Origin of the sequence: Streptococcus equi subsp. zooepidemicus (assembly GCF_015689395.1) — a bacterium.
Taxonomy (GTDB): Bacteria; Bacillota; Bacilli; order Lactobacillales; family Streptococcaceae; genus Streptococcus; species Streptococcus equi.
The window spans coordinates 1957119-1981636 of record NZ_CP065054.1 but is presented as its reverse complement, the minus strand read 5'-3'; the positions used below and the strand labels follow the sequence as shown (position 1 = coordinate 1981636).

At 43.4% G+C, this 24518-nt stretch carries 20 protein-coding genes; 16 read left to right on the top strand and 4 right to left on the bottom strand.

Annotated elements, in window-relative coordinates; all coding sequences use genetic code 11:
• Positions 1–156: 156 nt before the first annotated feature.
• The 5 genes from prmA to I2432_RS09385 all read left to right on the top strand — a co-directional run bounded on the left by prmA (position 157) and on the right by I2432_RS09385 (position 6482).
• On the top strand, positions 157–1110 hold the full coding sequence (gene prmA / locus I2432_RS09405; protein WP_206158763.1) for a 50S ribosomal protein L11 methyltransferase: 954 nt from the start codon (positions 157–159) through the stop codon (positions 1108–1110).
• Positions 1110–1856: a 16S rRNA (uracil(1498)-N(3))-methyltransferase gene (locus I2432_RS09400; RefSeq protein ID WP_206158762.1), complete on the top strand. Its 747-nt coding sequence runs from the start codon at positions 1110–1112 to the stop codon at positions 1854–1856. The genes prmA and I2432_RS09400 overlap by 1 nt, the downstream gene beginning before the upstream one ends.
• 249 nt (positions 1857–2105) lie before the next feature.
• Positions 2106–3110 (top strand): LacI family DNA-binding transcriptional regulator, encoded by a 1005-nt coding sequence (locus tag I2432_RS09395; RefSeq protein ID WP_206158761.1) that lies wholly within the window; start codon positions 2106–2108, stop codon positions 3108–3110.
• 296 nt (positions 3111–3406) lie between these two features.
• Positions 3407–5584 (top strand): PTS transporter subunit IIBC, encoded by a 2178-nt coding sequence (locus I2432_RS09390; RefSeq protein WP_206158760.1) that lies wholly within the window; start codon positions 3407–3409, stop codon positions 5582–5584.
• Between the two features lie 76 nt (positions 5585–5660).
• Positions 5661–6482 (top strand): endonuclease/exonuclease/phosphatase family protein, encoded by an 822-nt coding sequence (locus I2432_RS09385; RefSeq protein ID WP_206158759.1) that lies wholly within the window; start codon positions 5661–5663, stop codon positions 6480–6482.
• 395 nt (positions 6483–6877) lie between these two features.
• Here I2432_RS09385 and I2432_RS09380 read toward each other — a convergent pair whose 3' ends face one another.
• The 3 genes from I2432_RS09380 to sezV all read right to left on the bottom strand — a co-directional run bounded on the left by I2432_RS09380 (position 6878) and on the right by sezV (position 9353).
• Positions 6878–7387 (bottom strand): kinase, encoded by a 510-nt coding sequence (locus I2432_RS09380; protein WP_206158758.1) that lies wholly within the window; start codon positions 7385–7387, stop codon positions 6878–6880.
• A gap of 113 nt (positions 7388–7500) precedes the next feature.
• A complete protein-coding gene (gene nrdI / locus I2432_RS09375) occupies positions 7501–7959 on the bottom strand; it encodes a class Ib ribonucleoside-diphosphate reductase assembly flavoprotein NrdI (protein ID WP_043031512.1) in 459 nt (152 codons plus the stop codon).
• Between the two features lie 209 nt (positions 7960–8168).
• Positions 8169–9353, bottom strand: coding sequence for a YSIRK-targeted surface antigen transcriptional regulator (gene sezV / locus I2432_RS09370; protein WP_206158757.1), 1185 nt, complete (start codon positions 9351–9353; stop codon positions 8169–8171).
• A 249-nt stretch (positions 9354–9602) separates the two neighbouring features.
• Between sezV and I2432_RS09365 the strand changes: the two genes are divergently transcribed.
• The 3 genes from I2432_RS09365 to dtd all read left to right on the top strand — a co-directional run bounded on the left by I2432_RS09365 (position 9603) and on the right by dtd (position 14175).
• Positions 9603–11276, top strand: a complete 1674-nt coding sequence (locus I2432_RS09365; protein ID WP_206158756.1) for a YSIRK-type signal peptide-containing protein — start codon at positions 9603–9605, stop codon at positions 11274–11276.
• Between the two features lie 221 nt (positions 11277–11497).
• Positions 11498–13717: a RelA/SpoT family protein gene (locus I2432_RS09360; RefSeq protein ID WP_206158755.1), complete on the top strand. Its 2220-nt coding sequence runs from the start codon at positions 11498–11500 to the stop codon at positions 13715–13717.
• A 14-nt stretch (positions 13718–13731) separates the two neighbouring features.
• Positions 13732–14175: a D-aminoacyl-tRNA deacylase gene (gene dtd, locus I2432_RS09355; RefSeq protein ID WP_206158754.1), complete on the top strand. Its 444-nt coding sequence runs from the start codon at positions 13732–13734 to the stop codon at positions 14173–14175.
• Positions 14176–14320: 145 nt separating this feature from the next.
• Here dtd and I2432_RS09350 read toward each other — a convergent pair whose 3' ends face one another.
• The gene (locus I2432_RS09350; RefSeq protein WP_206158753.1) at positions 14321–15586 is read right to left on the bottom strand and encodes a kinase; all 1266 of its coding nucleotides are present in this window, start codon (positions 15584–15586) and stop codon (positions 14321–14323) included.
• Between the two features lie 754 nt (positions 15587–16340).
• Here I2432_RS09350 and I2432_RS09345 point away from each other — a divergent pair.
• From I2432_RS09345 to rseP, 8 genes are all read left to right on the top strand, one after another.
• Positions 16341–17189, top strand: coding sequence for a helix-turn-helix domain-containing protein (locus I2432_RS09345; RefSeq protein ID WP_206158752.1), 849 nt, complete (start codon positions 16341–16343; stop codon positions 17187–17189).
• 149 nt (positions 17190–17338) lie between these two features.
• Positions 17339–18472 carry an ABC transporter ATP-binding protein gene (locus tag I2432_RS09340; RefSeq protein ID WP_012516349.1) on the top strand — a complete coding sequence of 378 codons (1134 nt, stop codon included), beginning with the start codon at positions 17339–17341 and terminating at the stop codon, positions 18470–18472.
• A 181-nt stretch (positions 18473–18653) separates the two neighbouring features.
• On the top strand, positions 18654–20273 hold the full coding sequence (dexB, locus tag I2432_RS09335) for a glucan 1,6-alpha-glucosidase DexB (protein ID WP_206159091.1): 1620 nt from the start codon (positions 18654–18656) through the stop codon (positions 20271–20273).
• Between the two features lie 108 nt (positions 20274–20381).
• Entirely contained in the window at positions 20382–20744 is a 363-nt protein-coding gene (locus I2432_RS09330; RefSeq protein ID WP_014623564.1) for a DUF6568 family protein, read from the top strand.
• A gap of 113 nt (positions 20745–20857) precedes the next feature.
• Complete coding sequence (gene yajC / locus I2432_RS09325; RefSeq protein ID WP_111678641.1) at positions 20858–21217, top strand: preprotein translocase subunit YajC; 360 nt, start codon at positions 20858–20860, stop codon at positions 21215–21217.
• Between the two features lie 173 nt (positions 21218–21390).
• Positions 21391–22140 carry an undecaprenyl pyrophosphate synthase gene (gene uppS / locus I2432_RS09320; protein WP_206158751.1) on the top strand — a complete coding sequence of 250 codons (750 nt, stop codon included), beginning with the start codon at positions 21391–21393 and terminating at the stop codon, positions 22138–22140.
• A gap of 9 nt (positions 22141–22149) precedes the next feature.
• Positions 22150–22944, top strand: a complete 795-nt coding sequence (locus I2432_RS09315; protein ID WP_043026658.1) for a phosphatidate cytidylyltransferase — start codon at positions 22150–22152, stop codon at positions 22942–22944.
• 31 nt (positions 22945–22975) lie between these two features.
• The gene (gene rseP / locus I2432_RS09310; RefSeq protein WP_206158750.1) at positions 22976–24235 is read left to right on the top strand and encodes an RIP metalloprotease RseP; all 1260 of its coding nucleotides are present in this window, start codon (positions 22976–22978) and stop codon (positions 24233–24235) included.
• The last annotated feature ends 283 nt before the right edge of the window (positions 24236–24518 follow it).

Below are 24518 nucleotides of genomic sequence, written 5' to 3'. Positions count from 1 at the left end.
GACAGCAGTGCAATATTTGGCACACAGGATAGCATTAGCTTATGTTACTATAAATAAAGAAGCTTGAAAGGAAAGGCTGCTTTGATCTGATAGAGGGTCACTGGTTTTAGGCTAAGGGCAAATGACCACTGATGATATGGCAGCAAGGGTATCGTTATGAAGGCATGGCAAGAGTTGACAATTACAGTCCATCGTGAGGCAGAAGAAGCTGTTTCCAATCTGCTGATAGAGGCTGGCAGTCAAGGAGTTGCTATCAATGACACTGCAGACTATATCGGTCAAGAGGACCGTTTTGGGGAGCTTTATCCAGCTGTTGAGCAGTCAGAAATGGTTACTATTACAGCCTATTATCCAAGCTCAGCTGATATTGATGACATCAGACAGACCATCAATCAGGGCTTGAACAGGCTAAAACAGTGTGATGTGGAGCTTGGCGAGCTAATTCTGACTAATCAAGAATTAGCTGAAGAGGATTGGGCGGACAACTGGAAAGCCTATTATGAGCCTGCTCGTATCACGCATGATTTGACAATAGTCCCTAGCTGGACAGATTATGAAGCCACAGCAGGTGAGAAGATCATTAGGCTTGATCCGGGTATGGCATTTGGAACAGGCACACACCCAACAACTAAGCTAAGCTTGTTTGCTTTGGAGCAGGTGCTTCGTGGCGGCGAGACAGTTATTGATGTGGGGACAGGCTCAGGTGTGCTATCAATTGCCAGCTCTCTGCTTGGCGCCAAAGAGGTCTTTGCTTATGATTTAGATGATGTGGCGGTGCGTGTTGCCAAAGACAACATTGCCCTCAATCAAGCCACTGACAATATCCATGTAGCAGCTGGAGACCTGCTAAAAGGCCTTACTCAAGAGGCAGACGTTATTGTCGCCAATATCTTGGCAGATATTTTGGTGCATGTGACAGCAGATGCTTACCGTCTTATCAAGGCTGAGGGCTATCTGATCATGTCAGGGATTATTTCAGAAAAGCTGGATATGGTGAAGCAGGCTGCTCTTAATGCGGGCTTTTTGCTAGAGACTCACATGCTTCAGGGCGAGTGGAATGCTCTTATTTTCAAAAAAACAGATGATTTATCAGGAGTGATTGGTGGCTAATGCAGCAGTATTTTATTAAAGGCAGGGCAGAAAAAATCGTTCAGCTGACCGATAAGGATACCATTAAGCATATGTTTCAAGTGATGCGCTTGACGGATAAGGAAGAGCTGGTGCTAGTCTTTGATGATGGCATTAAACGCTTGGCAAGGGTGTCAGACAGCTCGGCCTATGAGGTGGAGCTTATCAAAGAGCTGGAAGAAAACCTTGAAATGCCCGTTGAGGTGACTATTGCTTCAGGCTTTCCCAAGGGCGATAAGCTAGATGTTATCACTCAGAAGGCGACTGAGTTAGGGGCAGCAGCTATTTGGGGCTTTCCAGCAGACTGGTCGGTGGTCAAGTGGGATAGCAAGAAGCTAGCTAAAAAGCAAGAAAAATTAGCTAAAATTGCTCTTGGAGCAGCAGAGCAATCCAAGCGTAATCGCGTACCGGAGATTCAACTATTTGACCAAAAGGGTGAGCTATTAAAGCAGCTTAAGCAGTTTGATAAGTGCTTTATCGCTTATGAGGAAGCAGCTAAGGCAGGTGAAAGGTCGACATTGGCGCGTGAGCTTGCAGATCTTAGCCCAGGTCAAAAAGTCCTCTTTATCTTTGGACCAGAGGGTGGTATTTCTCCAAAAGAGCTGGCTAGCTTTAAGCAAGCAGGTGCTATTACTGTGGGACTGGGTCCTCGTATCATGCGGACAGAAACAGCGCCGCTCTATGCCCTGAGTGCTGTCAGCTATGCCCTGGAGCTAATGTCTAGCTGATAGCGTTAATAGGAGACAGCACCTTGTGGCTCAGTGCTTGACAGAAAAAAGAGGAGCATCTGCGATTATGCTAATAAAGCACCGCTTAACAAAAGGATCGCTAAGAAGGAGACTGCCGCAAATCAAAGGGCTAGTCTAGCCCGCGTAGGCGCAAAGCTGTCGGGCCTTTGCAGCTTTATTTGTAAAAAAATATAACAAATCATCTCAAAATAAGGATACTCGTCAAATGGATTGGTAGAGGAGAGACAAATGGTTACGATAAAAGATGTGGCAAGACTAGCAGGGGTTTCGCCCTCAACAGCTTCACGTGCCATCAATGACAGTGATATGATTAGTCAGGCGACAAAAGAGCGTGTCAAAAAAGCTATGGAGGCCTTGGACTATTCACCTAATTATTCGGCGCAAAACCTTGTTAAGCGAAAGTCCAATACTGTCGGGATCATTTTGCCGGTGCGTGAGGGTCAGGATTCTCTGGGGAATAACCCTTTTTTCATGCAGATTATCCAAGGGATTGCTGCTGTTTGTACCGATCAGGGCTACATGGTAGCCCTTGCAACTGGGCGTAGTGAGACCGAATTGCTAAAAAACGTGCAAAACATGATCCGTAGTGGCAATATTGGCAAGCTGATTTTTCTTTATTCCAAAACAGATGATCAGGTTTTTGACTTTGTCAAAAGGCAAAGGGTGGATTGTGTTGTCGTTGGGCAATCAACGACAAAGGATCCTGGCAATGCCAAATTTGTCAACAACAATAACCATCAAGCCGGCTATGATGCAGCAGTATTTCTCCTTCAAAAAGGCTATGAGGCTATTGTCTATGCTTATACTGACATGGACGAGTTGGTGCAGGCAGAGCGTTATAAGGGCTATGCAGCGTTGATGGCTTCAAAGGCTCTGACAGCTCAAGCCCTGTGTATCACGCTAAAGGACGATAGGAAAAGCCAAAAGCAGCTGCTGGACCAATTAGCCAAGCGCTCTAAAGTGGCCTTTGTAGTCTGTGATGATGTGCTAGCTATCCATTTGCAGCGCCTCATCAAGCAAGCAGCAGCTGACACTCAGCTAGCAATCGTTAGCTTCAATAATTCTGTCCTAGCAGAGCTCGCCAGTCCTGCCTTGACCTCTATTGACATTTTCCCTTATCGGCTGGGAGAGCAAGCTGCAGAGCTGGTCTTATCCAGCGCAGCGCCATCACCACAGCCAGTGTTGGTTCCTCATCAGATTATTGAAAGAGAGACTACGCCTTTTATTGTTTGATTCACCGTTAAGGCCTTAGCCTAAGTAAGCCACTAGTGTTCTACTTAGCAATAAGGTTTTTTATTTAGGAATTTATTTTGTCTGCTAATAGTATTAAAGAGGAGCAATGTTTACTTTAGCATTTTCAGTGAGATATTCTAAGAAAACGCTTTACAAAACAAAAAAAGGTTGGTAAAATAAGCTTATCAAAAGCGCAAACGTTTGCGTTAAGTGTGCTTATTTTAAGAGGAATTGGGAGCTAGTCTGGTTTGTAGCAGATGTTTTCTCAATTCTTAGTCCAAAAAAGGAGAGGTCGAATGAAAACATCATTCAAACAATTTTTTAGCTTCGAGTTTTGGCAAAAATTCGGGAAATGCTTGATGGTTGTCATTGCTGTTATGCCTGCAGCAGGTTTAATGGTGAGTATTGGAAATTCTCTGCCCATGCTTAATCAGGAGTCGCAGCTTTTAGCGACGCTTGGCAATGTTATTGCTCAGGTTGGTTGGGCAGTTATTGGTAATCTTCATTTGCTCTTTGCCCTTGCTATTGGTGGCAGCTGGGCCAAGGAGCGTGCCGGTGGTGCCTTTGCTTCAGGGCTTGCTTTTGTTTTGATTAACCGTATTACAGGAGCTATCTATGGCGTTTCTTCAGCCATGCTGACTGATCCAGAGGCCAAGATTAAAAGTCTCTTAGGCACTGAGATGATTGTCAAAGACTACTTTACAAGTGTCTTGGAGTCGCCTGCCCTTAATACAGGTGTCTTTGTTGGGATTATTGCTGGTTTTGTGGGTGCAACAGCCTATAACAAATACTACAATTACCGTAAGCTGCCTGATGTCCTTGCTTTCTTTAATGGGAAACGCTTTGTTCCTTTTGTGGTTATCCTTCGTTCGGCTCTTGTGGCTCTATTGTTGGCTTTGATTTGGCCAGTGATCCAATCTGGTATTAATGGCTTTGGCATGTGGATTGCCTCATCTCAGGACACAGCTCCAATCCTTGCGCCGTTCTTATATGGGACATTGGAGCGTCTCTTGCTGCCATTTGGCCTTCACCATATGCTAACGATTCCAATGAACTATACAGCTCTTGGGGGAACCTATGAGGTCATGACAGGAGCAGCTGCTGGAACTAAGGTATTTGGTCAAGATCCTCTTTGGCTAGCCTGGGTTACTGACCTTGTTAATCTCAAGGGCTCTAATGTGTCAAGCTATCAGCATTTGATGGATACTGTTGTTCCGGCTCGTTTTAAGGTTGGACAAATGATTGGTGCAACAGGAACGCTTATGGGGGTTGCCCTAGCGATGTATCGCAATGTTGATGCGGACAAAAAGCATCAGTACAAGATGATGTTTATCTCAGCAGCGGCCGCGGTATTTTTGACAGGGGTTACTGAGCCACTGGAATACATGTTTATGTTTGCTGCTATGCCATTATATCTGGTTTATGCCCTTGTTCAAGGAGCTTCATTTGCAATGGCTGATTTGGTTAGCCTGCGTGTGCATTCCTTTGGTAATATCGAGCTATTGACTCGCACGCCTATGGCGATTAAGGCTGGACTTGGCATGGATCTGATTAATTTTGTCTGGGTGTCTATTCTGTTTGCTGTGGTCATGTATCTTATTGCTGATTTTATGATTAAAAAAATGAAGCTAGCAACAGCAGGTCGCCTAGGTAATTACGATGCTGATATGCTAGAAAACGATGATACAAGGCCTGAGTCACAGCAGCCTATTGATGGTCATTCACAGGTCGTCCAAATCATTAATCTCCTGGGTGGACGTGAGAATATTGCTGATGTAGATGCTTGTATGACTCGCTTGCGTGTAACAGTCAATGACCCAAGCAAGGTTGGCAGCGAGGAGCATTGGAAGCAGGCAGGTGCTATGGGGCTAATCATCAAGGGCAGTGGTGTTCAGGCTGTCTATGGGCCAAAGGCTGATATTTTAAAATCAGATATCCAAGACCTGCTAGACTCTGGTGCAGTCATTCCAGAGCTGAAGCCTGCTGCCTCATCATCACAGCAGACGGACTTTAAAAACCTAACAGAGGCTGTTTTGGCAGTAGCAGATGGAGAAGTCTTGCCAATCACAGCAGTTTCTGATCAGGTCTTTGCAGCTAAAATGATGGGAGATGGCTTTGCTGTTGAGCCTGCAAATGGCGCCATCTATGCGCCAGTGACAGGTCTGGTAACGCATGTCTTTCCAACCAAGCACGCCTTTGGCTTGCTGACAGATAGCGGCCTAGAGGTGCTGGTCCACATTGGTCTTGATACCGTTGACTTGAATGGTGAGCCCTTTACTGTTAAGGTTAGTGAGGGTCAGCGCGTATCGGCAGGAGATCTCTTGGCTGAGGCTGACTTGGTTGCGATTACAGCAGCAGGGCGCAAGACAACGGTTGTTGTCGCCTTTACCAATACTACAAGCATCAAAGCTGTTAACCTTGTTGCGACTGGTCAACAAAAGGCTAAGACCCTCGTTGCACAGGTAGAGCTTTAAGAATAATCAAAGAGAGTGGTAGATAGCAGCATGTAGGCTTGCAGGCTGCCACTTCTCTTGTCGTATAGGAGAAGATATGACCAAGCTCTTAACCCTTAACACACATTCTTGGATGGAAGCTAATGCCTTAAAAAAGTTGTTCGACTTGGCAGAGCATATTTTGGCTCAGAACTATGACGTGGTTTGCCTACAAGAAATCAATCAGCTGATTGACAGCGAAGCAGCAGTATCATTAGCGGGCTACCAACCAATTGCAGGGACACCTGCCATTCATCAGGACAACTTTGCCCTCTTGCTTGTTAATTACCTAAAAAAGCGTGGCCAGAGCTATTACTGGTCGTGGGCCTACAATCATATTGGCTATGATATTTACCATGAGGGGGTCGCGATCTTATCCAAGGAGCCGATCCAGGTTTCAGATATTTTAGTCTCAGCGGTGGCTGATGAGTATGATTACCATACCAGACGGGCCTTGCTGGCCCAAACAACCATTGATGGCAGGGAGGTAGCTGTTGTGAGCCTACATTTGTCTTGGTTTGACAAGGGCTTTGTCGAAGAATGGCAACGATTAGAGGCAGCTCTACAGCAGCTGACCTGTCCTGTGCTGTTGCTGGGAGATTTTAACAATCCAAGTGGCCAAGAGGGCTATGAGCTGATTCTAAAAAGCCCCTTAGACCTTCAGGATAGTCATCAGGCTGCAGACTATGTCTTTGGAGATCATAGTATTGTTGCTGCTATTGATGGCTGGGAGGATAACAAGGAGGCCTTTAAGGTCGACCATGTCTTCACCAGTAAGGCCTTTACCATTAACAGCTCAAAGGTGACCTTTGATGGTGGTGAGGCACCGGTGGTCAGCGATCATTATGGACTAGAGGTTGATCTCAACTGGAAGCTATAAAAAAAGCCAGCAGGCCTTGACCGGCTGCTGGTATTGCAAGAAACAGATTGTTATTTTGGCTCTTAGAAGTAAGCTTATCGCAAGGCTTCTAAGAGCTTTTTTTGCATTTAAGTGCCATGAGTAGATGAGAAAGCCACAGACAACTGCCAGACGCACCAATCAGACTGTGGGCTAGTTACCTCGTCTGGTCTGTATCAGATAGTGACGATCTGTGGTGCCTTGTAGCTGGCTTTGATCCTTACTAGCTACTCCTTGTTTTAGACTCAGCTGGGGTGTGAGTGGTTACCTTTTCTATCACCATTAGTGTGCTCAAAGCTCTGAGTTCAAATGCTTAGGACTTTGATGTCACTTCAATAGTGTTTGTTGGCCTTACCATCAAAGGAAAGCAAGATATGTTAGCGGTGATCTGCTTTTTTGCTAACGGCTGTCAAGATGTACTCTAGTGCCTCCTCTAGAGATAAGTTAGCAGTGATCGTCTGTTCTGTCAGTTGGCTGAGATAGTCCTTGTGGTTCCACCAGCGCCTTAGCTCAGCTTCACCAAATTCACTGGACTTTGCTCTGGTCGAATGGCGATATAAGGTCTCCTCAAAGGGTAAGTCATAATAATAAGCATGGTAGCGATCTGGGAAAAGCTCTGTGATTTTTTCCCAAACAGGCTGGTACCAGTCGGCTCTAAGAATTCCCTCTAAAATGATATAGTCACAGTGCTGCTGCCCATAGTCTAGTAGGTTAAGAATGAGAGAAATCGTAGGTGTGTCAAAGCCGTCACGAGCATGGAGCATGTCTCTGCGCAGCTGATCCTGAGACAGCAAAAGTGTCTTCTCTCCTAGGGCTGTTTGTAGGGCCTTAGCCAGACTTGTTTTACCAGAGGCGGCATTCCCTCGAATGATAATGAGTGTCGTCATACCAATCTCCTATCGACTGTTCAAAAGCCTCCATTAATCTCATGGTTAAGCATCATCTAAGCACTAGGTTGTTCAACAGAAGCACTAGGCCTCCCTTTTGTCTATCCCCTAGCTTACGATTGTTGGTCAGCGGTCAGTCTAGCCACAATCACCTGAGCCAAGCGCTCAATGTCAGCACTGGTCCCACGTAGCTCAAAATCTCCCAGCATTGGAAAGCCAAAACGCTTAGCATACTGCTTGGCTGTCAGACAATACTGGTGATTAAAGTTTTTGTTGCCAGAGCCGATAATGCCTAGACAATGCTTGACATTATCATGCGCTGCGATAAAGTCTCCCAGTGGATTGGTCAAGATTTCAACCTCCCCTGAGTCAATCCCATTTCCCCCCTCAAGATAGGTCGGCAAAATAGCAACAAAGCTCTCCTTGACTGGAAAGGTTTCGTGATGAAGCTCCTTGATGTTAATTGTTTTAGTCTGTATGTGGTGCTTTTCTGCCAGATATTGCGACAAGCGCCTAACAAAGCTCAGGGTATTACCACTAAGGCTGATAAAAACAAGGGTTAAGTCTGTCATAAAAGACTCCTTTAGAAGATTAGTTTCCTAACCAGCTTAGCACAATACCCCTAAATACACAACTCATATGACAGTGTCTTGACAGATAGCTCACTAGTCACATCACATAAAAAAAGGCTTGGTGACAAGGACTTTAACGCCAAATCATCAAGTCTTTTTATGGAGAGAGCTTAGTAGTAGCTGTTAGTCGGATCAAGAGGCCTTCATCGCTAATGCTTGCGATTTTGATAGGCCTTTGGGCTTTCTCCGGTATGTTTTTTGAAAAATTTTGAAAAATGTGAGGGATCAGTGAAGCCCAGCACGTCTGAAATGTGATTAATGGCATAGGCAGAGCGCAGCAGTGTCTTAGCCTCTTCAATTTTCATATTAGAGGTGTATTGATAGATGGTCAAGCCTGTATCACGCTTAAAGATCTGTCTCAACTTGGACTCGCTCATGTTAAAATGCTGTGCCAGCTCAGCGGTTGTGACACTCTTATGCAGGTTGACACTGATATATTGGATAATGGCGTTAACCGTAGGAGAGACATGCTTCCAGCGGTTGTCACGCAGCTCGCTCACCTTTTGGGTGTAAAAGACCAGTGAGGCATCACGAATTTTGAGCACATCTGGCATTGAGGTCGCAAGCTCGCTGTCTCTCATGAATTCCTCACGTGAATGGTAGGCATCAGCAATATCCATACCAGATTGAATGGCAATCTGGGCTAGTCGATCAAAGGCAATGATAGAATAATTTTTTTCAGAGCGTAGCGTATCGCCGCTCACCACAGGGATAAAGGTATTTCGTAGACTGAAGATGATTTCCTTGAGCTTGTGCACATCACCCTCTTGAACAATGCTAGATAGGTTTTTCTCATAATTGTAGAGACAAACCTTAGATTCCTGCTTCTTGACAAACATATTGGCCTTTTGCACCTCGATATTGTCGGAAAAATCCCTAATATAGTGACGTAAAGGAGGTGATAACAAATCCTCTATCTTGCCGGAAAAGAAGTAATGGACCACAATCAAGAGGTCACGAATGGCACTTAAGGGATAAACAGGTAAATGCTTTAGCGCCTGGTAAAGAATCTCTTCTTCTTCCTTAGTCAAATCCTTATCAGCAACGGCCACCTTAAAAAAGGTCTTATCCAAAACATTACAGCGCCAAGGGCCGATTAAAATATAATGGTCCTGATAACGGTATATTAAAAAAAGCTCATTATAGCTTCCCTGAAAGAAAAGATTGGTCGCCTGTTCCTTGTCCATTTGCCTAAGCACTACTTGAAAACGATAATAAAATTCAAAGGTATCATCATTCCAAAAGCTTTCTATTACTTGATGATCCTTATCAAATACTGTAATTGATAACTTCAAGCAGGCTTGTAGAGATTTTACTAACGACATAGTATCCATGCTAAGCGTCACCCCCTTCATAATCCTCGCGGTATCTTATTCTATCTTAAAATTTAAGAAAAGCAAGGATATGCACTTATAATGAAAAAATAGACATAAAAAACAATAATATACATTATTAGTTATTAAATAAAAATGACAATGTACTGCATAAAGAAGTTCCTGTCATTAAAATAAAAGTGCCATGAGATTATAATAGTATGGTAAAACAAAAAAGTGTGCCCATAACGGGTAGAGAGGAATTGACATATGTTTTTGAGAAATAACAAGCAAAAATTTAGCATCAGAAAACTAAGTGCCGGTGCAGCATCAGTATTAGTTGCGGTAAGTGTGTTGGGAGGGGTTCAAGCTGATACAAAGAGTCCGGAAATAACAGATAAAGATAGAGGTCGATTAAGTCGTCTAATGAGTGAAAAAAAACTGTATGATAGATTGAACGGATTATCAGGTATTGGGAAAGATAGACCAACAGTACTCAAAGAATTGAGACAAATTTTATCTGAAGCAGATTTAGAAACCGTTTTAAAATTATTAGATGGTTTAGATAATGGTCGCGTTGGTTATGCTAGTGGGCCATGGTTAAGCAGTTTGTTTAATTATTATAATACAGAATTTGGAACTTTTACCCCTGATAATGGTGATTATGCACATACTGGATATACCTTTACCTCTCTACTGCTAGAGGCTGTTAAAGAACGTCTTTCAAATGAAGTTGAGCTAAAATCTGAATTGGCTGAAAAAGTTGCTAAGCTAGAGCAGGTTGTAGATAGCGAACGGGAAGAAAGAAAGGCTAAAGAAAGACTTGAAGGTAAGCTAAATGATGTATCCATGAATCTTCAAGTAAAAGAGGAGGAATTAGCTAAAGCTAAGGAAACTAATAATAATCTTGCGAAATCAATTGCTAAAACCTTATCAAGATCAGCGAAAGAAAATACAAAATTAAAAGCTGAACTTCAAAAGGAACGTGATAAGTCAGCTAAGATGACAAAGGAATTGGCTGATAAGCTTTCTGCTTCAGAAAAAGATAAAAATCGTGCTATTCAGATCACAAAAGAATTAGCAGATAAACTAAGCAGTGCTGAAGCAAGTCGTGATAAGGCTTTTGCAGTATCAAAAGAATTAGCAGATAAATTGGCAGCTAAAACAGCAGAAGCTGAAAAGTTAATGGAAAACGTTGGTAGTCTAGACCGCTTGGTAGAGTCTGCAAAACGTGAAATGGCTGAAAAATTAGCAGAAATTGATCAATTAACTGCTGATAAGGCTAAGGCTGATGCAGAGCTTGCAGCTGCAAATGACACCATTGCATCACTTCAAACAGAGCTAGAAAAAGTTAAGACAGAGCTTGCTGTTTCAGAGCGCTTGATTGAATCAGGTAAACGCGAAATTGCTGAGCTACAAAAACAAAAAGATGCTTCTGATAAAGCTCTTGAAGAATCACAAGCTAAAGTAGCAGAGCTTGAAAAACAAAAAGCAGAATCAGATGCTAAAGTAGCAGAGCTTGAAAAAGAAGTTGCAGCTGCTAAAGCTGAGGTAGCAGATCTTAAAGCACAACTAGCTAAGAAAGAAGAAGAGCTTGAAGCAGTTAAGAAAGAAAAAGAAGCGCTTGAAGCTAAGATTGAAGAACTCAAAAAAGCTCATGCTGAGGAACTTTCAAAACTTAAAGAAATGCTTGAGAAGAAAGACCATGCGAATGCAGATCTTCAAGCAGAAATCAACCGCTTGAAGCAAGAGCTAGCTGACAGGATTAAATCATTGTCACAAGGTGGTCGTGCTTCACAAGCAAACCCAGGCTCTACAACTGCCAAAGCAGGTCAATTGCCATCTACTGGTGAGTCTGCTAACCCATTCTTCACTATTGCAGCTCTTACTGTCATCGCTGGTGCTGGTATGGCTGTGGTGTCTCCTAAACGCAAAGAAAACTAAGCTATTTCCTCTTTCCCCAATGGACAATAGCCGAAATAATAGAGCGACTATCGTTCTAACACAAAAGCAACAGTCTCCTGTCTGTTGCTTTTTGTGGTATTAGGGCTCATCAGTCTAGGCTAATGGTTTTCTGCGCTTTATCTGCGGCTTTTAGGATTCCTTCTTTTGCTTTTACAGTGAAAGTGTTAAAATAGGAAAAACAACTAGTATTGAGGAAGTAAATGGTTAAAGAAATCAATTTATCAGGAGAGGAAGTTGTTGCCCTTGCTGCCAAGTACATGATAGACGGTGACGTCGAGCTTGTGCAAAAGGCGCTTGATTATGCGACAGCTGCTCATTTTTACCAGGTTAGAAAGTCGGGGGAGCCTTATATTGTGCACCCTATTCAGGTAGCAGCAATCCTAGCAGACCTGCATTTGGACGCTGTGACAGTTGCCTGTGGCTTTTTGCATGATGTGGTAGAGGATACTGATATTACCCTAGAAGACATTGAGTTTGACTTTGGTAAGGACGTTCGTGACATTGTAGATGGGGTCACAAAGCTTGGTAAGGTGGAATACAAGTCTCACGAGGAGCAGCTGGCTGAAAACCACCGCAAAATGCTCATGGCCATGTCAAAGGACATTCGTGTGATTTTGGTCAAGCTAGCGGATCGACTGCACAATATGCGTACCCTTAAGCACCTACGTAAGGACAAGCAGGAGCGGATCTCTCGAGAAACCATGGAAATCTATGCGCCTCTGGCCCATCGCTTGGGGATCAGTCGGATCAAGTGGGAGCTGGAGGACTTGGCCTTTCGCTACCTCAATGAGATCGAATTCTACAAAATCTCTCATATGATGAGAGAAAAACGGCGGGAGCGCGAAGCCTTAGTTGATGATATTGTCACTAAGATTAACGCCTACACCACCGAGCAAGGGCTTTATGGTGATGTCTATGGCCGTCCCAAGCACATCTACTCGGTTTACCGGAAAATGCGTGACAAGAAAAAGCGCTTTGATCAGATATTTGACTTGATTGCGATCCGTTGTGTCATGGAGACACAAAGTGATGTTTACGCGATGGTCGGCTATATTCATGAGCTCTGGCGTCCCATGCCTGGCCGCTTCAAGGACTACATCGCTGCGCCCAAGACCAATGGCTATCAGTCGATTCACACGACTGTTTACGGACCAAAAGGACCGATTGAAATTCAAATTCGGACCAAGGAAATGCACCAGGTCGCTGAGTATGGGGTGGCAGCCCACTGGGCCTACAAAAAAGGTATTCGTGGCAAGATCAATCAAGCCGAGCAAAAGGTTGGCATGAACTGGATTAAGGAGCTTGTCGAGCTTCAAGCTGCCTCAAATGGCGATGCCAAAGGCTTTGTTGACTCGGTCAAAGAGGACATTTTCTCAGAGCGGATCTATGTGTTCACACCGACAGGAGCAGTGCAGGAATTGCCCAAGGATTCAGGCCCTATAGACTTTGCCTATGCCATTCACACTCAGGTCGGTGAGAAGGCGACAGGAGCCAAGGTCAATGGCCGCATGGTGCCCTTGACAGCCAAGCTAAAAACCGGTGATGTGGTGGAAATTGTCACCAATCCGAATTCCTTTGGTCCTAGTCGTGACTGGATCAAGCTGGTCAAAACCAATAAGGCTCGCAACAAGATTCGCCAATTCTTTAAAAATCAGGACAAGGAGCTGTCGATCAATAAAGGACGTGAGCTTCTGGTTAGCTATTTTCAAGAGCAGGGCTATGTTGCCAACAAGTACCTTGAGCGTAAGCGTATTGAGGAGATTTTACCAAAGGTCAGTGTCAAAAGTGAGGAGTCTCTCTATGCCGCTGTTGGCTTTGGCGATATTAGCCCAGTCAGTGTCTTTAATAAGTTAACCGAAAAGGAAAGGCGTGAGGAAGAGCGTGCCAAGGCCAAGGCCGAAGCTGAGGAGCTGGTTAAGGGCGGTGAGGTCAAGCATGAAAACAAAGAGATTCTCAAGGTTCGCAGTGAAAATGGCGTGATTATCCAAGGGGCTTCTGGACTCCTCATGCGTATCGCCAAATGCTGCAATCCCGTACCAGGAGATGTGATTGAAGGCTATATTACCAAGGGCCGCGGTATCGCTATTCACCGCGCGGACTGTCATAATATCAAGAGTCAGGACGGCTATCAGGAGCGTCTCATTGAGGTGGAGTGGGATCTAGAGCATTCCAGCAAGGACTATCAGGCTGAGATTGATATTTATGGTCTCAATCGCATAGGCCTACTTAATGATGTGCTGCAAATTCTGTCTAACGCTACCAAGAGCATTTCAACTGTCAATGCTCAGCCGACCAAGGACATGAAGTTTGCCAATATTCATGTGAGCTTTGGCATTCCTAATCTGGCTCAGCTGACAGCTGTTGTTGAAAAGGTCAAGGCAGTTCCAGATGTTTACAGCGTCAAACGAACCAACGGATAAAAAGGGAGACAACCATGAAAATTGTGATTCAGCGTGTTAAGGAGGCCTCAGTGTCGATTGATGGGAAAATAGCTGGCGCGATTGATCAGGGCTTGCTGCTGCTTGTTGGCATAGGTCCAGATGATCAGGCAGAGGATATAGACTATGCAGTGCGTAAAATCAGTCATATGCGGATTTTCTCAGACCCCGAGGGCAAAATGAACCGATCCATTCAGGACATTGAGGGCAGTGTCTTGTCTATCTCGCAGTTTACGCTATACGCTGATACCAAAAAGGGCAACCGGCCTGCCTTCACCGGAGCTGCTAAGCCTGATAAGGCTAGCCAGCTTTATAACAGCTTTAATGATCATCTGGAGGAGCTAGTGCCTGTGCAGCGAGGTGTCTTTGGTGCGGACATGCAGGTCAGTCTGATCAATGATGGCCCAGTCACGATTATCCTAGATACGAAACATCGATAACTAAGCAGCTGATGGTCAGTTTTCCTAGGGGATCATGCGGCAATATAGGCAATACAACCAAAAGATCGTAAAAGACGAGTGGTTCTCATATCACTCGTCTTTGTCGTCTATGCTGCTGTGTTGAAGCTAGCTAGGGCTACTAGTCTTATTTTTGCAGGTTTTTGTAGACTGCGATGAATTCTGTCTCAGAAATTGGGGTTAAGCTGCCAGTGAATTGGTAGGTAGTACCATTTTTAGCTTGGAAAGTATTAGGCAAACCTTTAAGGTATTTTTCGATAGTCTCAGTGGTAATCGCTTCGTGTGTTTTAAAGGTGTACTCATTAATAAGCTGCTGCTGTTTGTCCTGTTGGTAAATAGTAACTGGACGATAGGTTGTGCTATAGTCATCGTTAATATCCTTAGAAATAAAATAGGTTTCTGTAACTATGTCTTGATGACTAGCATAAGTTAACGGATCAGTTACATCATAGCTTGGATTATATGCTTGAGCTATTCTGTTAGCGTCTATGATATAGTTAAAGTCTTCATCGTGATCAACGTGATAGACCATACGTTCACTAGCTCCATTAGCAATGTTAAGATCCTGCGTGACTGTTGTACTGATGCGCTTGATGAGCTGATACCCGTCTTTAAAGGCTTGAGTGGTTTCAAAAGCCTTTTTAGCAGCTTCAAAGAGCTCCTCAGAAGAGACCCTGCTGCCATAGTATCTTAACCCGGTAAGTCCTTCTTTACCAAGGCTGTCAGTTACATCAACATTAACGAGCTGCCCATTGTCTTTTTTGAGGAATTTGACATACTGTGTCACAGCTACGGCATCTGAATCTTGGATTGGATTTCCTGCCTTATCTATTACCTTAATGTCCTTGAGAGCTACCTTGTTAACTTTTTCCACAAGGACCTGACCCGTCAAGGCGTACGTTTGGTCTTTTTGATGATATTGTCCTTTGATTGGTGTTGTAAAATGGTCTGTGCTAAGCCCTTGATTTGTAGAGGCTTTGGTTAATTTAGCATTACTCAAGCTAATGACCTTAAAGCTTTCTGCTGAAGGATCTATGACGCCTTGAACTAGATTTATCATATCATTTGTGGTGTAGGTTTTACCATATTCTAGTCTAATATCCTGATAATGTGGAGATACGATGGTGTGCTTATTGTGATCTACCCCAGTGATATTAACCATGAGGTACAGTCCTGTGGTTTCTTGATAGTCTTTTGCATGGATTGGCTTAGTGGCGTCTTCGTACTTATAGTGATTTGCTACTTTACTAGTGCTTGGCCATGCCCACCCAACTTTGTAATGGTTAGCTTTAACGGTAGGGGCTCCCAAGGTCATGGCAAGTAGTCCAATGACTACAGATCCTATTTCTAAAGGTGCTTTACCTAGGTGATACAGTCTTTTTGAAGTCAACATATTTCAAACCTCCCTAAATCCTGTTAGTCTCTGTAGTTATAAAAATACAGAGAATTGTTAGAAGAATTAATGTTTCATGCCGGCAAGATGAGTGTAACAAAAGATTGGTGCCGATACAAGAAGATAGAGATTAGATCATCTGGTTTCAATGAGAGTTACATAATAGCAGAAGCGTTTTTCACTATAAGAGTTACTCATCTTAAAATGGTATAATAGCAGGTGAATAAGCTATCCAACTAGTTTAACAGCCATTTTTAGAGAAGCTTAATAGTATTGTTGATAAGTGACTCGTATCTCCCTATTGCTCTTCAAAGGCTATGTCAGCTATGATAAGTGTGACCATGCTATCGGAAAACCTAGTGTTCTTAAAGGCTTTGAAGCTCTGGCTTTGGGCTTTAGCTATGGTATTTCTACGAAAATGACTTGGGTCTTGTACCAGATAAGAACGAAGTCAAATTGAGGTTTTTTAACAAAATGTTTAAGTAAATACAGGCTCATAGAAGTCTAATGTATAAAAATACCCTTGCATCTTCATAACATGAATGCTAATATCATTAAAAAAATAAAATTTTTAAACTTTTGTGACAGCGTTTTCAAACTTGAAAGTGCTGCCTTGTAGTTATTGCTTAGCATTAAAGCAAGGTGTGAAGTGTTGTCGTATGGGGAAATAGGCCGCTTTGTGCTGTATCTGTGCTAAAAAAAGAAAGCTTGTTTTTATGATATAATGTGACTAAGAAACCTGAAAGGACTGCTTATGGCATTAAAAGACTATTTTCCTGATATGCAAGAGGGTGCGTTTCCTCTGGCTGACCAAGATTGGATTAGCGTTGAGGTTGGGGAGCAGTACCTCCATTTTCCAAAATCCAGCTTGTCAGAGAGGGAGCAGCTCTTGCTTGGCTTGGGGCGGCAGCACAAAGAGCAATCCAAGGACCAAGAATCTCCTTGGTATCACTATTTAATTCAGGGCCAAGGGGAGCAGCCGGAGGGTCTTAAGGGCTGTCAGTTTATCTATATCAACCATCAAAGTCCTTTAGCAGGTGATTTGATTGAGCTTCTAAAGGGGATCATAGAGGGAGTTGAGGCTGTTTTGCCCATTAGCCAGACCAGGACAGCCTTTTTGGTCTGTCACCATAGCCGTTCAGACCTGTTTCGGCTCTTGGCGGATTTATTGCCCACGATTGAGAGCGATTTTGCTTTGGCCTTGACGATTTTTATCGGTAATGGCTGGTATCAGGTATCAGGAAATGCCTTGAGAGACTATTTTAAAGAGGAAAATGCTGTGTTTACAGCTTATCTTGCTGAGCACTCTGCTGGTCGCTTGCTGACCTTTTCAGAGGTCATGCTCTGGTCACTCTTAGCTAATAGTGGTTTGCCAGCACTATCAAAGCATTTTAGTCAGCTGCTTTTGGCTGATAAAGAGATCATGGATCTGGTGCTTGCCATGTGGCAGGAGCATGGCAACCTGGTACAGACAGCCCAGCGCTTGTATATTCATCGTAATTCGCTGCAATATAAGCTGGATAAGTTTGCTCAACAGTCAGGTCTCCATTTAAAGCGGCTAGATGACTTAGCCTTTGCTTATCTATTTATACTGAAGCATTAGATTTGTGCAGGGTGCCCAAAGAAATTTGGGCGCTTTGTCTATATGATGAAAACGCTGTCTTTGCTATAATAAAACCATCAAATAAAAAGTGTCAGGGCTGCTAGCACTGCAGTCAGCTAGTAGCCTATCTGACCCATTAGGAGTAACGCATGGTTGAATTAAACTTAAAGCACATCTACAAAAAATATCCCAATACAACACACTATGCTGTTGAGGATTTCGATTTAGACATTAAGGACAAGGAATTTATCGTTTTTGTAGGGCCTTCAGGCTGTGGTAAGTCAACAACCCTTCGCATGATTGCGGGCCTTGAGGACATTTCAGAGGGTGAATTGAAAATTGACGGTGAGGTTGTGAATGACAAATCACCAAAGGACCGCGATATCGCTATGGTTTTCCAAAACTATGCCCTTTACCCGCATATGACCGTTTATGACAACATGGCTTTTGGTCTCAAGCTACGTAAATACAAAAAAGATGATATTGATAGACGTGTCAAGGAAGCCGCAGAAATCCTTGGCTTGACAGAATTTTTAGAACGTAAGCCAGCTGATCTATCAGGTGGTCAGCGCCAGCGTGTGGCTATGGGGCGTGCCATTGTTCGTGACGCTAAGGTATTCTTGATGGACGAGCCTTTGTCAAACTTGGACGCTAAGCTGCGGGTGTCAATGCGTGCTGAAATTGCGAAAATTCACCGCCGTATCGGCTCAACAACAATCTACGTGACACACGACCAGACCGAAGCGATGACCTTGGCAGACCGTATCGTTATCATGAGTGCCACTAAAAACCCTCAAGGCAATGGTACAATCGGAAAGATTGAGCAGGTTGGCTCACCACAGGAGCTGTATAACCTACCGGCCAACAAATTTGTTGCAGGCTTTATCGGAAGCCCTGCGATGAACTTCTTTGAGGTGGTTGTGAAGGACGGTCAGATCATCAGTGAGGACGGGCTTGATATTGCTATTCCAGAAGGTCAGGCTAAAATGCTTGAAGCAGCTGGTTATAAGGGCAAGAAGGTTATTTTTGGTATCCGTCCAGAGGATATTTCAAGCAACCAAATCGTGCATGACACCTATCCAAATGCCAATGTCACAGCAGAGGTCTTGGTTTCTGAACTGCTTGGATCTGAAACCATGCTTTATGTTAAGCTTGGTCAAACAGAGTTTGCTTCACGAGTTGATGCGCGTGACTTCCACAATCCAGGTGAAAAGGTTAGCTTGACCTTCAATGTTGCTAAGGGGCATTTCTTTGATCTAGAAACAGAGCAAGCTATTCGCTAATAACACCTCCTAGAATAAAATCCTCATCTTGCTTGAGGATTTTTTAACAAAAGAAAGTGCAAACGATTGCGTTGCCAAAAAGAAAAGGGATTTATCATAAAGACAACAGATTTTCCGTAGTGCTAGGTGATCACAACGATGATATAAATAGCAGGAGACTGTTTAGTAATAAGGAGATATGATGGAAAAACACTGGTGGCATAAAGCGACAATTTATCAAATTTACCCAAGGTCCTTTATGGATACAAGCGGGAATGGTATTGGTGATTTAAAAGGAATCACAGGTAAGCTAGATTATCTACAGAAGCTAGGGATTACAGCTATTTGGCTGTCTCCGGTTTATCAATCACCAATGGACGACAATGGCTATGATATTTCAGATTATCAGGCCATTGCAGATATTTTTGGTGATATGGCTGATATGGATGAGCTGCTTGATGAGGCCAAGCAGCGGGGGATCAAAATCATCATGGATTTGGTTGTCAATCACACCTCTGATGAGCACGCTTGGTTTGTTGAGGCAAGAGAAAATCCTGACAGTCCTAAACGAGATTATTACATTTGGCGTGATCAGCCCAATAATCTCATGTCGATCTTTTCTGGCTCTGCTTGGGAATATGATGATGCCTCTGGGCAGTATTATCTGCACCTCTTTAGTAAAAAACAGCCCGACTTGAATTGGGAAAATGCTGAATTGCGTCAAAGTATTTATGACATGATGAACTTTTGGATTGATAAGGGGATTGGTGGCTTTCGCATGGACGTCATTGACCTGATTGGTAAGATCCCGGATTCTGAAATTACAGGCAATGGCCCAAGGCTGCATGAATACCTCAAGGAAATGAACCAGGCAAGCTTTGGCAATCATGACCTGATGACTGTTGGCGAAACATGGGGCGCTACACCAGAAATTGCTCGTCAGTATTCACGTCCTGAAAATAAGGAGCTGTCAATGGTCTTTCAATTTGAGCATATCGGCTTGCAGCATAAGCCAAATGCTTCTAAATGGGATTACGCAGCTGAGTTGAATGTTCCGGCTCTCAAGGAGATTTTTAGCAAGTGGCAGACAGAGCTAAAGCTAGGTGAAGGCTGGAACTCCCTTTTTTGGAACAATCATGACTTGCCTCGTGTCGTCTCCATTTGGGGAAATGATACGGTATATAGAGAGAAGTCTGCCAAGGCTATGGCTATTTTGCTGCATTTAATGCGTGGGACACCTTATATTTATCAGGGTGAAGAGATTGGCATGACCAATTACCCCTTTGAGCGCTTGAGTGATGTGAATGATATTGAATCACTGAATTATGCCAAGGAGGCTATGGCTAATGGCATGTCAGAGGAGGCTGTTCTTGATTGTATTTGTAGGGTGGGTCGAGACAATGCACGAACACCAATGCAGTGGAGCAGCCAAAAGAACGCCGGCTTTTCAACTGCTGATCAGACCTGGTTGCCTGTCAACCCAAATCACCAAGAGATTAATGTGGCTAGTGCCTTAGCTAATCCTGATTCTGTTTTTTACACCTATCAAAAGCTTATTCAGCTGCGTCAGACACAGGATTGGCTGGTGGAAGCAGATTATCAGCTGCTGCAAACATCAGATAAGGTTTTCGCCTATAAGCGTCAGCTTGGTAGAGAGATTTACCTTGTCGTTGTCAACCTATCTAATCAAGAGCAATTTTTTGAAGAAAGCCTTCATAAGGCTCAAGTGGTTATCAGCAATACCGATGTGCAGGCAGTTGTAGAAAGTCAACAGCTGGAGCCTTGGGACGCCTTTTGTGTCAAGCTTGATGAGGTCTTGTAGGCTAATTATTTGCTGCTGTTTTGTGGTGCAGTCGTAGCGATTCTTTGAGAATTTTGACAAACTGTTGTATGATTAGTAATAGTATTAGATGTAAAAAGGGAGGCTGAGATGACAGTTGAAGAAACCATGACCTTTGCCAAAAGCATTGCAGCATTTAAACAGGTAGAGATTAGTGAGGTAATTAATCGGCTAGCAGCAGGTGAGGACATCACCGTCTTTTTAGGCAGAGCGACCTGTCCTTATTGTCGTCGCTTTGCACCTAAGCTAGCAAGAGTAGCAAGGCAGGAGCACAAGGATATTTTCTTTATAGATAGTGAAAACTCAACAGAGCTTGCAGATCTGCAGGCCTTTCGTGAGCGCTATGGGCTTGCTACTGTGCCTGCCCTGCTCATTAGTCGTCATCAGAAGGTCAAGTCAGTCTGTGATTCTAGCTTGACTGAAAAAGCCATTTTGGCTTTCCTAGAGCAGTGACAGACAGCTAATTATCTGGTGCAAGTAATAGAAATGTAATCAGTCATGTCTTGCTATGTGAGTCCAAATCTGCTATAGTAGGACATGACTTTTAGACGAAATAAGGAGATATTATGGGCTTACCAACAATTTTAATGTTTGTTGTCATGATTGGTTTGATTTGGTTTATGCAGCGTCAGCAAAAAAAGCAGGCGCAGGAGCGCCAAAATCAGCTCAATGCTATTGAAAAGGGCGATGAGATTGTGACGATTGGTGGCATGTTTGCAGTGGTCGATGAGGTTGATCTAGCAGCAAAGCGAATTGTCTTAGATGTTGATGGTGTTTATCTGCCATTTGAGCTATCAGCGATCAAGCGTGTGGTTGAAAAAGGAAGCGCAGTTACATCAGCTGATGTGAATATGACAGAGACTGTAGTTGAAGACACAGCGGTTGAGGCTTCAGATGAAGCTGAATCAGCTATTGAGACAAATTAAGAAGGTGAAGTCTGAAGCATTAGTGTTTCAGACTTTTTTAGGTGATAATAGCAGGTAGCCAGACAGAACTGTCATGTGCTATGGAAATATCGTCTCCAAGGAGAAAAAGCGAGCCAAACCGCATGAAATATGGTAGAATATGAGGTAAGTATGCTTGTAAATAAGGAAAAAACATGTTTGGATTAAAAGCGAAGTCAAAAAAAATCGTTTTGGATAAGATTCCAAAGCACATTGGGATCATCATGGATGGTAATGGACGCTGGGCTAAAAAACGCTTAAAGCCGCGTGTCTTTGGACATAAGGCGGGTATGGACGCTTTGCAGGAGGTAACGATTGCAGCGTCAGACTTAGGGGTTAAGGTGTTAACGGTTTATGCCTTTTCGACAGAAAATTGGTCAAGACCACAAGATGAGGTGAGATTCATTATGAACCTGCCTGTTGAGTTTTTTGATAAGTACGTGCCTGAGCTGCACAAAAATAATGTCAAGGTTCAGATGATTGGTGAGACCAACCGCCTACCAAAGGATACTTTAAAGGCCTTAGAGGCAGCTATTGCCAAAACAAGGCAAAATACTGGCTTGATTCTAAACTTTGCTCTTAATTATGGGGGGCGTGCGGAAATCACTAATGCTGTTGGTCTCATTGCCCAAGATGTCCTAGACGCTAAGCTAAATCCCGGAGACATTACCGAGGACTTGATTGCCAACTATTTGATGACGGATCATTTGCCCTATCTCTATCGCGATCCTGACCTCATTATCAGAACGAGTGGTGAATTGCGCTTGAGTAATTTTATGCCTTGGCAGTCAGCCTATAGTGAGCTTTACTTTACGCCAGTGCTGTGGCCTGATTTTAAGAGGGCTGAGCTGCTAAAGGCCATAGAGGATTATAATCATCGACATCGCCGTTTCGGTGCTATTTAAGGAGAGAGTATGAGAGAACGTTTCATTTGGGGTGGTGTTGCAGCTGCTATTTTCCTACCCTTTTTACTCATTGGCAGCTTACCCTTTCAATTGTTTGTAGGTGTGCTTGCTATGATTGGTGTGTCAGAGCTGCTAAAGATGAAGAGACTTGAGGTCTTTTCCTTTGAGGGTGTTTTTGCCATGCTGGCAGCCTTTGTTCTGACAGTGCCGATGGATCATTACCTGACCTTTTTGCCGATGGACGCCAGCTTTGCTTGTTATGGGCTGTTGGTGTTTTTCCTCTTAGCAGGAACAGTGATTAGCAGTGATTCCTATAGCTTTGAGGACGCAAGCTTTCCGATTGCAGCAAGCTTATACGTTGGCATTGGCTTTCATAATCTGGTTAATGCACGCATGACAGGGATAGACAAGGTTTTTCTAGCTCTTTTTATTGTTTGGGCTACTGATATTGGAGCTTATTTGATTGGGCGCCAATTTGGTAAGCGAAAGCTTTTACCAAAAATATCACCAAACAAAACAATTGAAGGCAGTCTTGGCGGTATGGTCAGTGCAGTGCTTGTTTCTTTTGTGTTTATGCTCTTTGATAAGGCTGTCTATGCTCCTCATCATTTTGGGACAATGTTGATTTTGGTAGCTCTTTTTTCTATTTTTGCTCAGTTTGGAGATTTGGTTGAAAGTGCTGTCAAAAGGCACTTTGGGGTTAAGGACTCAGGCAAATTGATTCCAGGTCATGGTGGTGTTTTAGATCGTTTTGATTCGATGATCTTTGTTTTTCCCATAATGCATCTATTTGGGTTATTTTAAAGCTCGTTATCAATAGACTGAAAGGAAATCTATGTTAGGAATAATTACCTTTATTATTATTTTTGGTATTCTTGTGATTGTCCATGAGTTTGGCCATTTCTATTTTGCTAAGCGGTCTGGTATTTTGGTCAGAGAGTTTGCTATTGGCATGGGACCAAAAATCTTTTCGCATGTTGATCAGCAAGGGACGCTTTACACAATCCGACTATTACCGCTTGGTGGCTATGTGCGAATGGCAGGCTGGGGTGATGACACGACTGAGATAAAAACAGGAACACCTGCTAGCTTGACGCTTAATGATCAGGGCTTGGTCAAGCGGATTAACCTGTCTCAGAGCAAGCTTGATCCAACCAGCCTGCCTATGAATGTGACTGCTTATGACTTAGAGGATAAGTTGACGATTACTGGGCTGGTTCTTGATGAGACAAAGACCTATTCGGTAGACCATGATGCGACCATTGTTGAGGAGGACGGTACAGAGATCCGGATTGCGCCGCTTGATGTTCAGTATCAAAACGCAAGCATTGGCGGTCGTTTGATTACCAATTTTGCAGGGCCTATGAATAATTTTATTCTAGGTATTGTTGTCTTTATTTTGTTTGCCTTTGTTCAGGGTGGTGTGGCTGATTATCATAGCAACCATATTCGTGTGGTGGAAAATGGTGCAGCAGCCAAGGCCGGTATTAAAGACAATGATCAGATTTTAGAGATTAATCATCAAAAGATTAATGACTGGTATGGGCTGACGCAGGCAGTTGCTACATCAACAGCAGATGTTAAGGCTAAGGGCAAGCTAGAGATTACCTATCAGACAGGTGATCAGGTTAAGACTATAGCGCTGAAGCCTGACAAAAAAGGTGACCAGTATCTTATTGGTGTCCAATACCCACTAAAAACAAGTCTGACAGACAAGCTAATAGGTGGCTTTGAGATGGCTGGTAATGGTGCTTTAGTGATTGTCACTGCTCTAAAGGGCTTGATCACCTCCTTTAGTCTGGATAAATTGGGTGGGCCGGTTGCCATGTATCAGATGTCCAATCAGGCAGCTAAGAATGGCTTAGAGTCTGTCTTGTCCTTGATGGCAATGCTCTCTATCAATTTAGGGATTTTTAATTTGATTCCGATTCCCGCACTAGATGGTGGTAAGATCCTGATGAATGTGATTGAAGCACTTCGTCGCAAGCCATTAAAGCAAGAGACAGAGACTTATATTACCCTTGCAGGTGTTGCGATTATGGTTGTGCTCATGATTGCAGTGACCTGGAACGATATTATGCGAGCCTTCTTCTAAGGCTAATGGCCTCTCCCGTTTAAAGGAGAGCCTAAAAGGCTCAATGTAACAGAAATAACAAGAGATATAGTGTCATTATTGTGGTTCTAAGACCTTGCAATGCAGCAAAAGCTTAACCAACATAGCACATTTTGTCTCTTTTTTAGAAATGAATTCTCAATGAAAGGAAAGAGAGCTATCTGCTAAGCTGAGCTCAGCTGACAAGGCTGAGCTAGTGCTTACAGCTTAAAAATAAGATGCTAAGTCTAGTATCAGTACAGGCTGTTTTAGATTGCTCTCTATA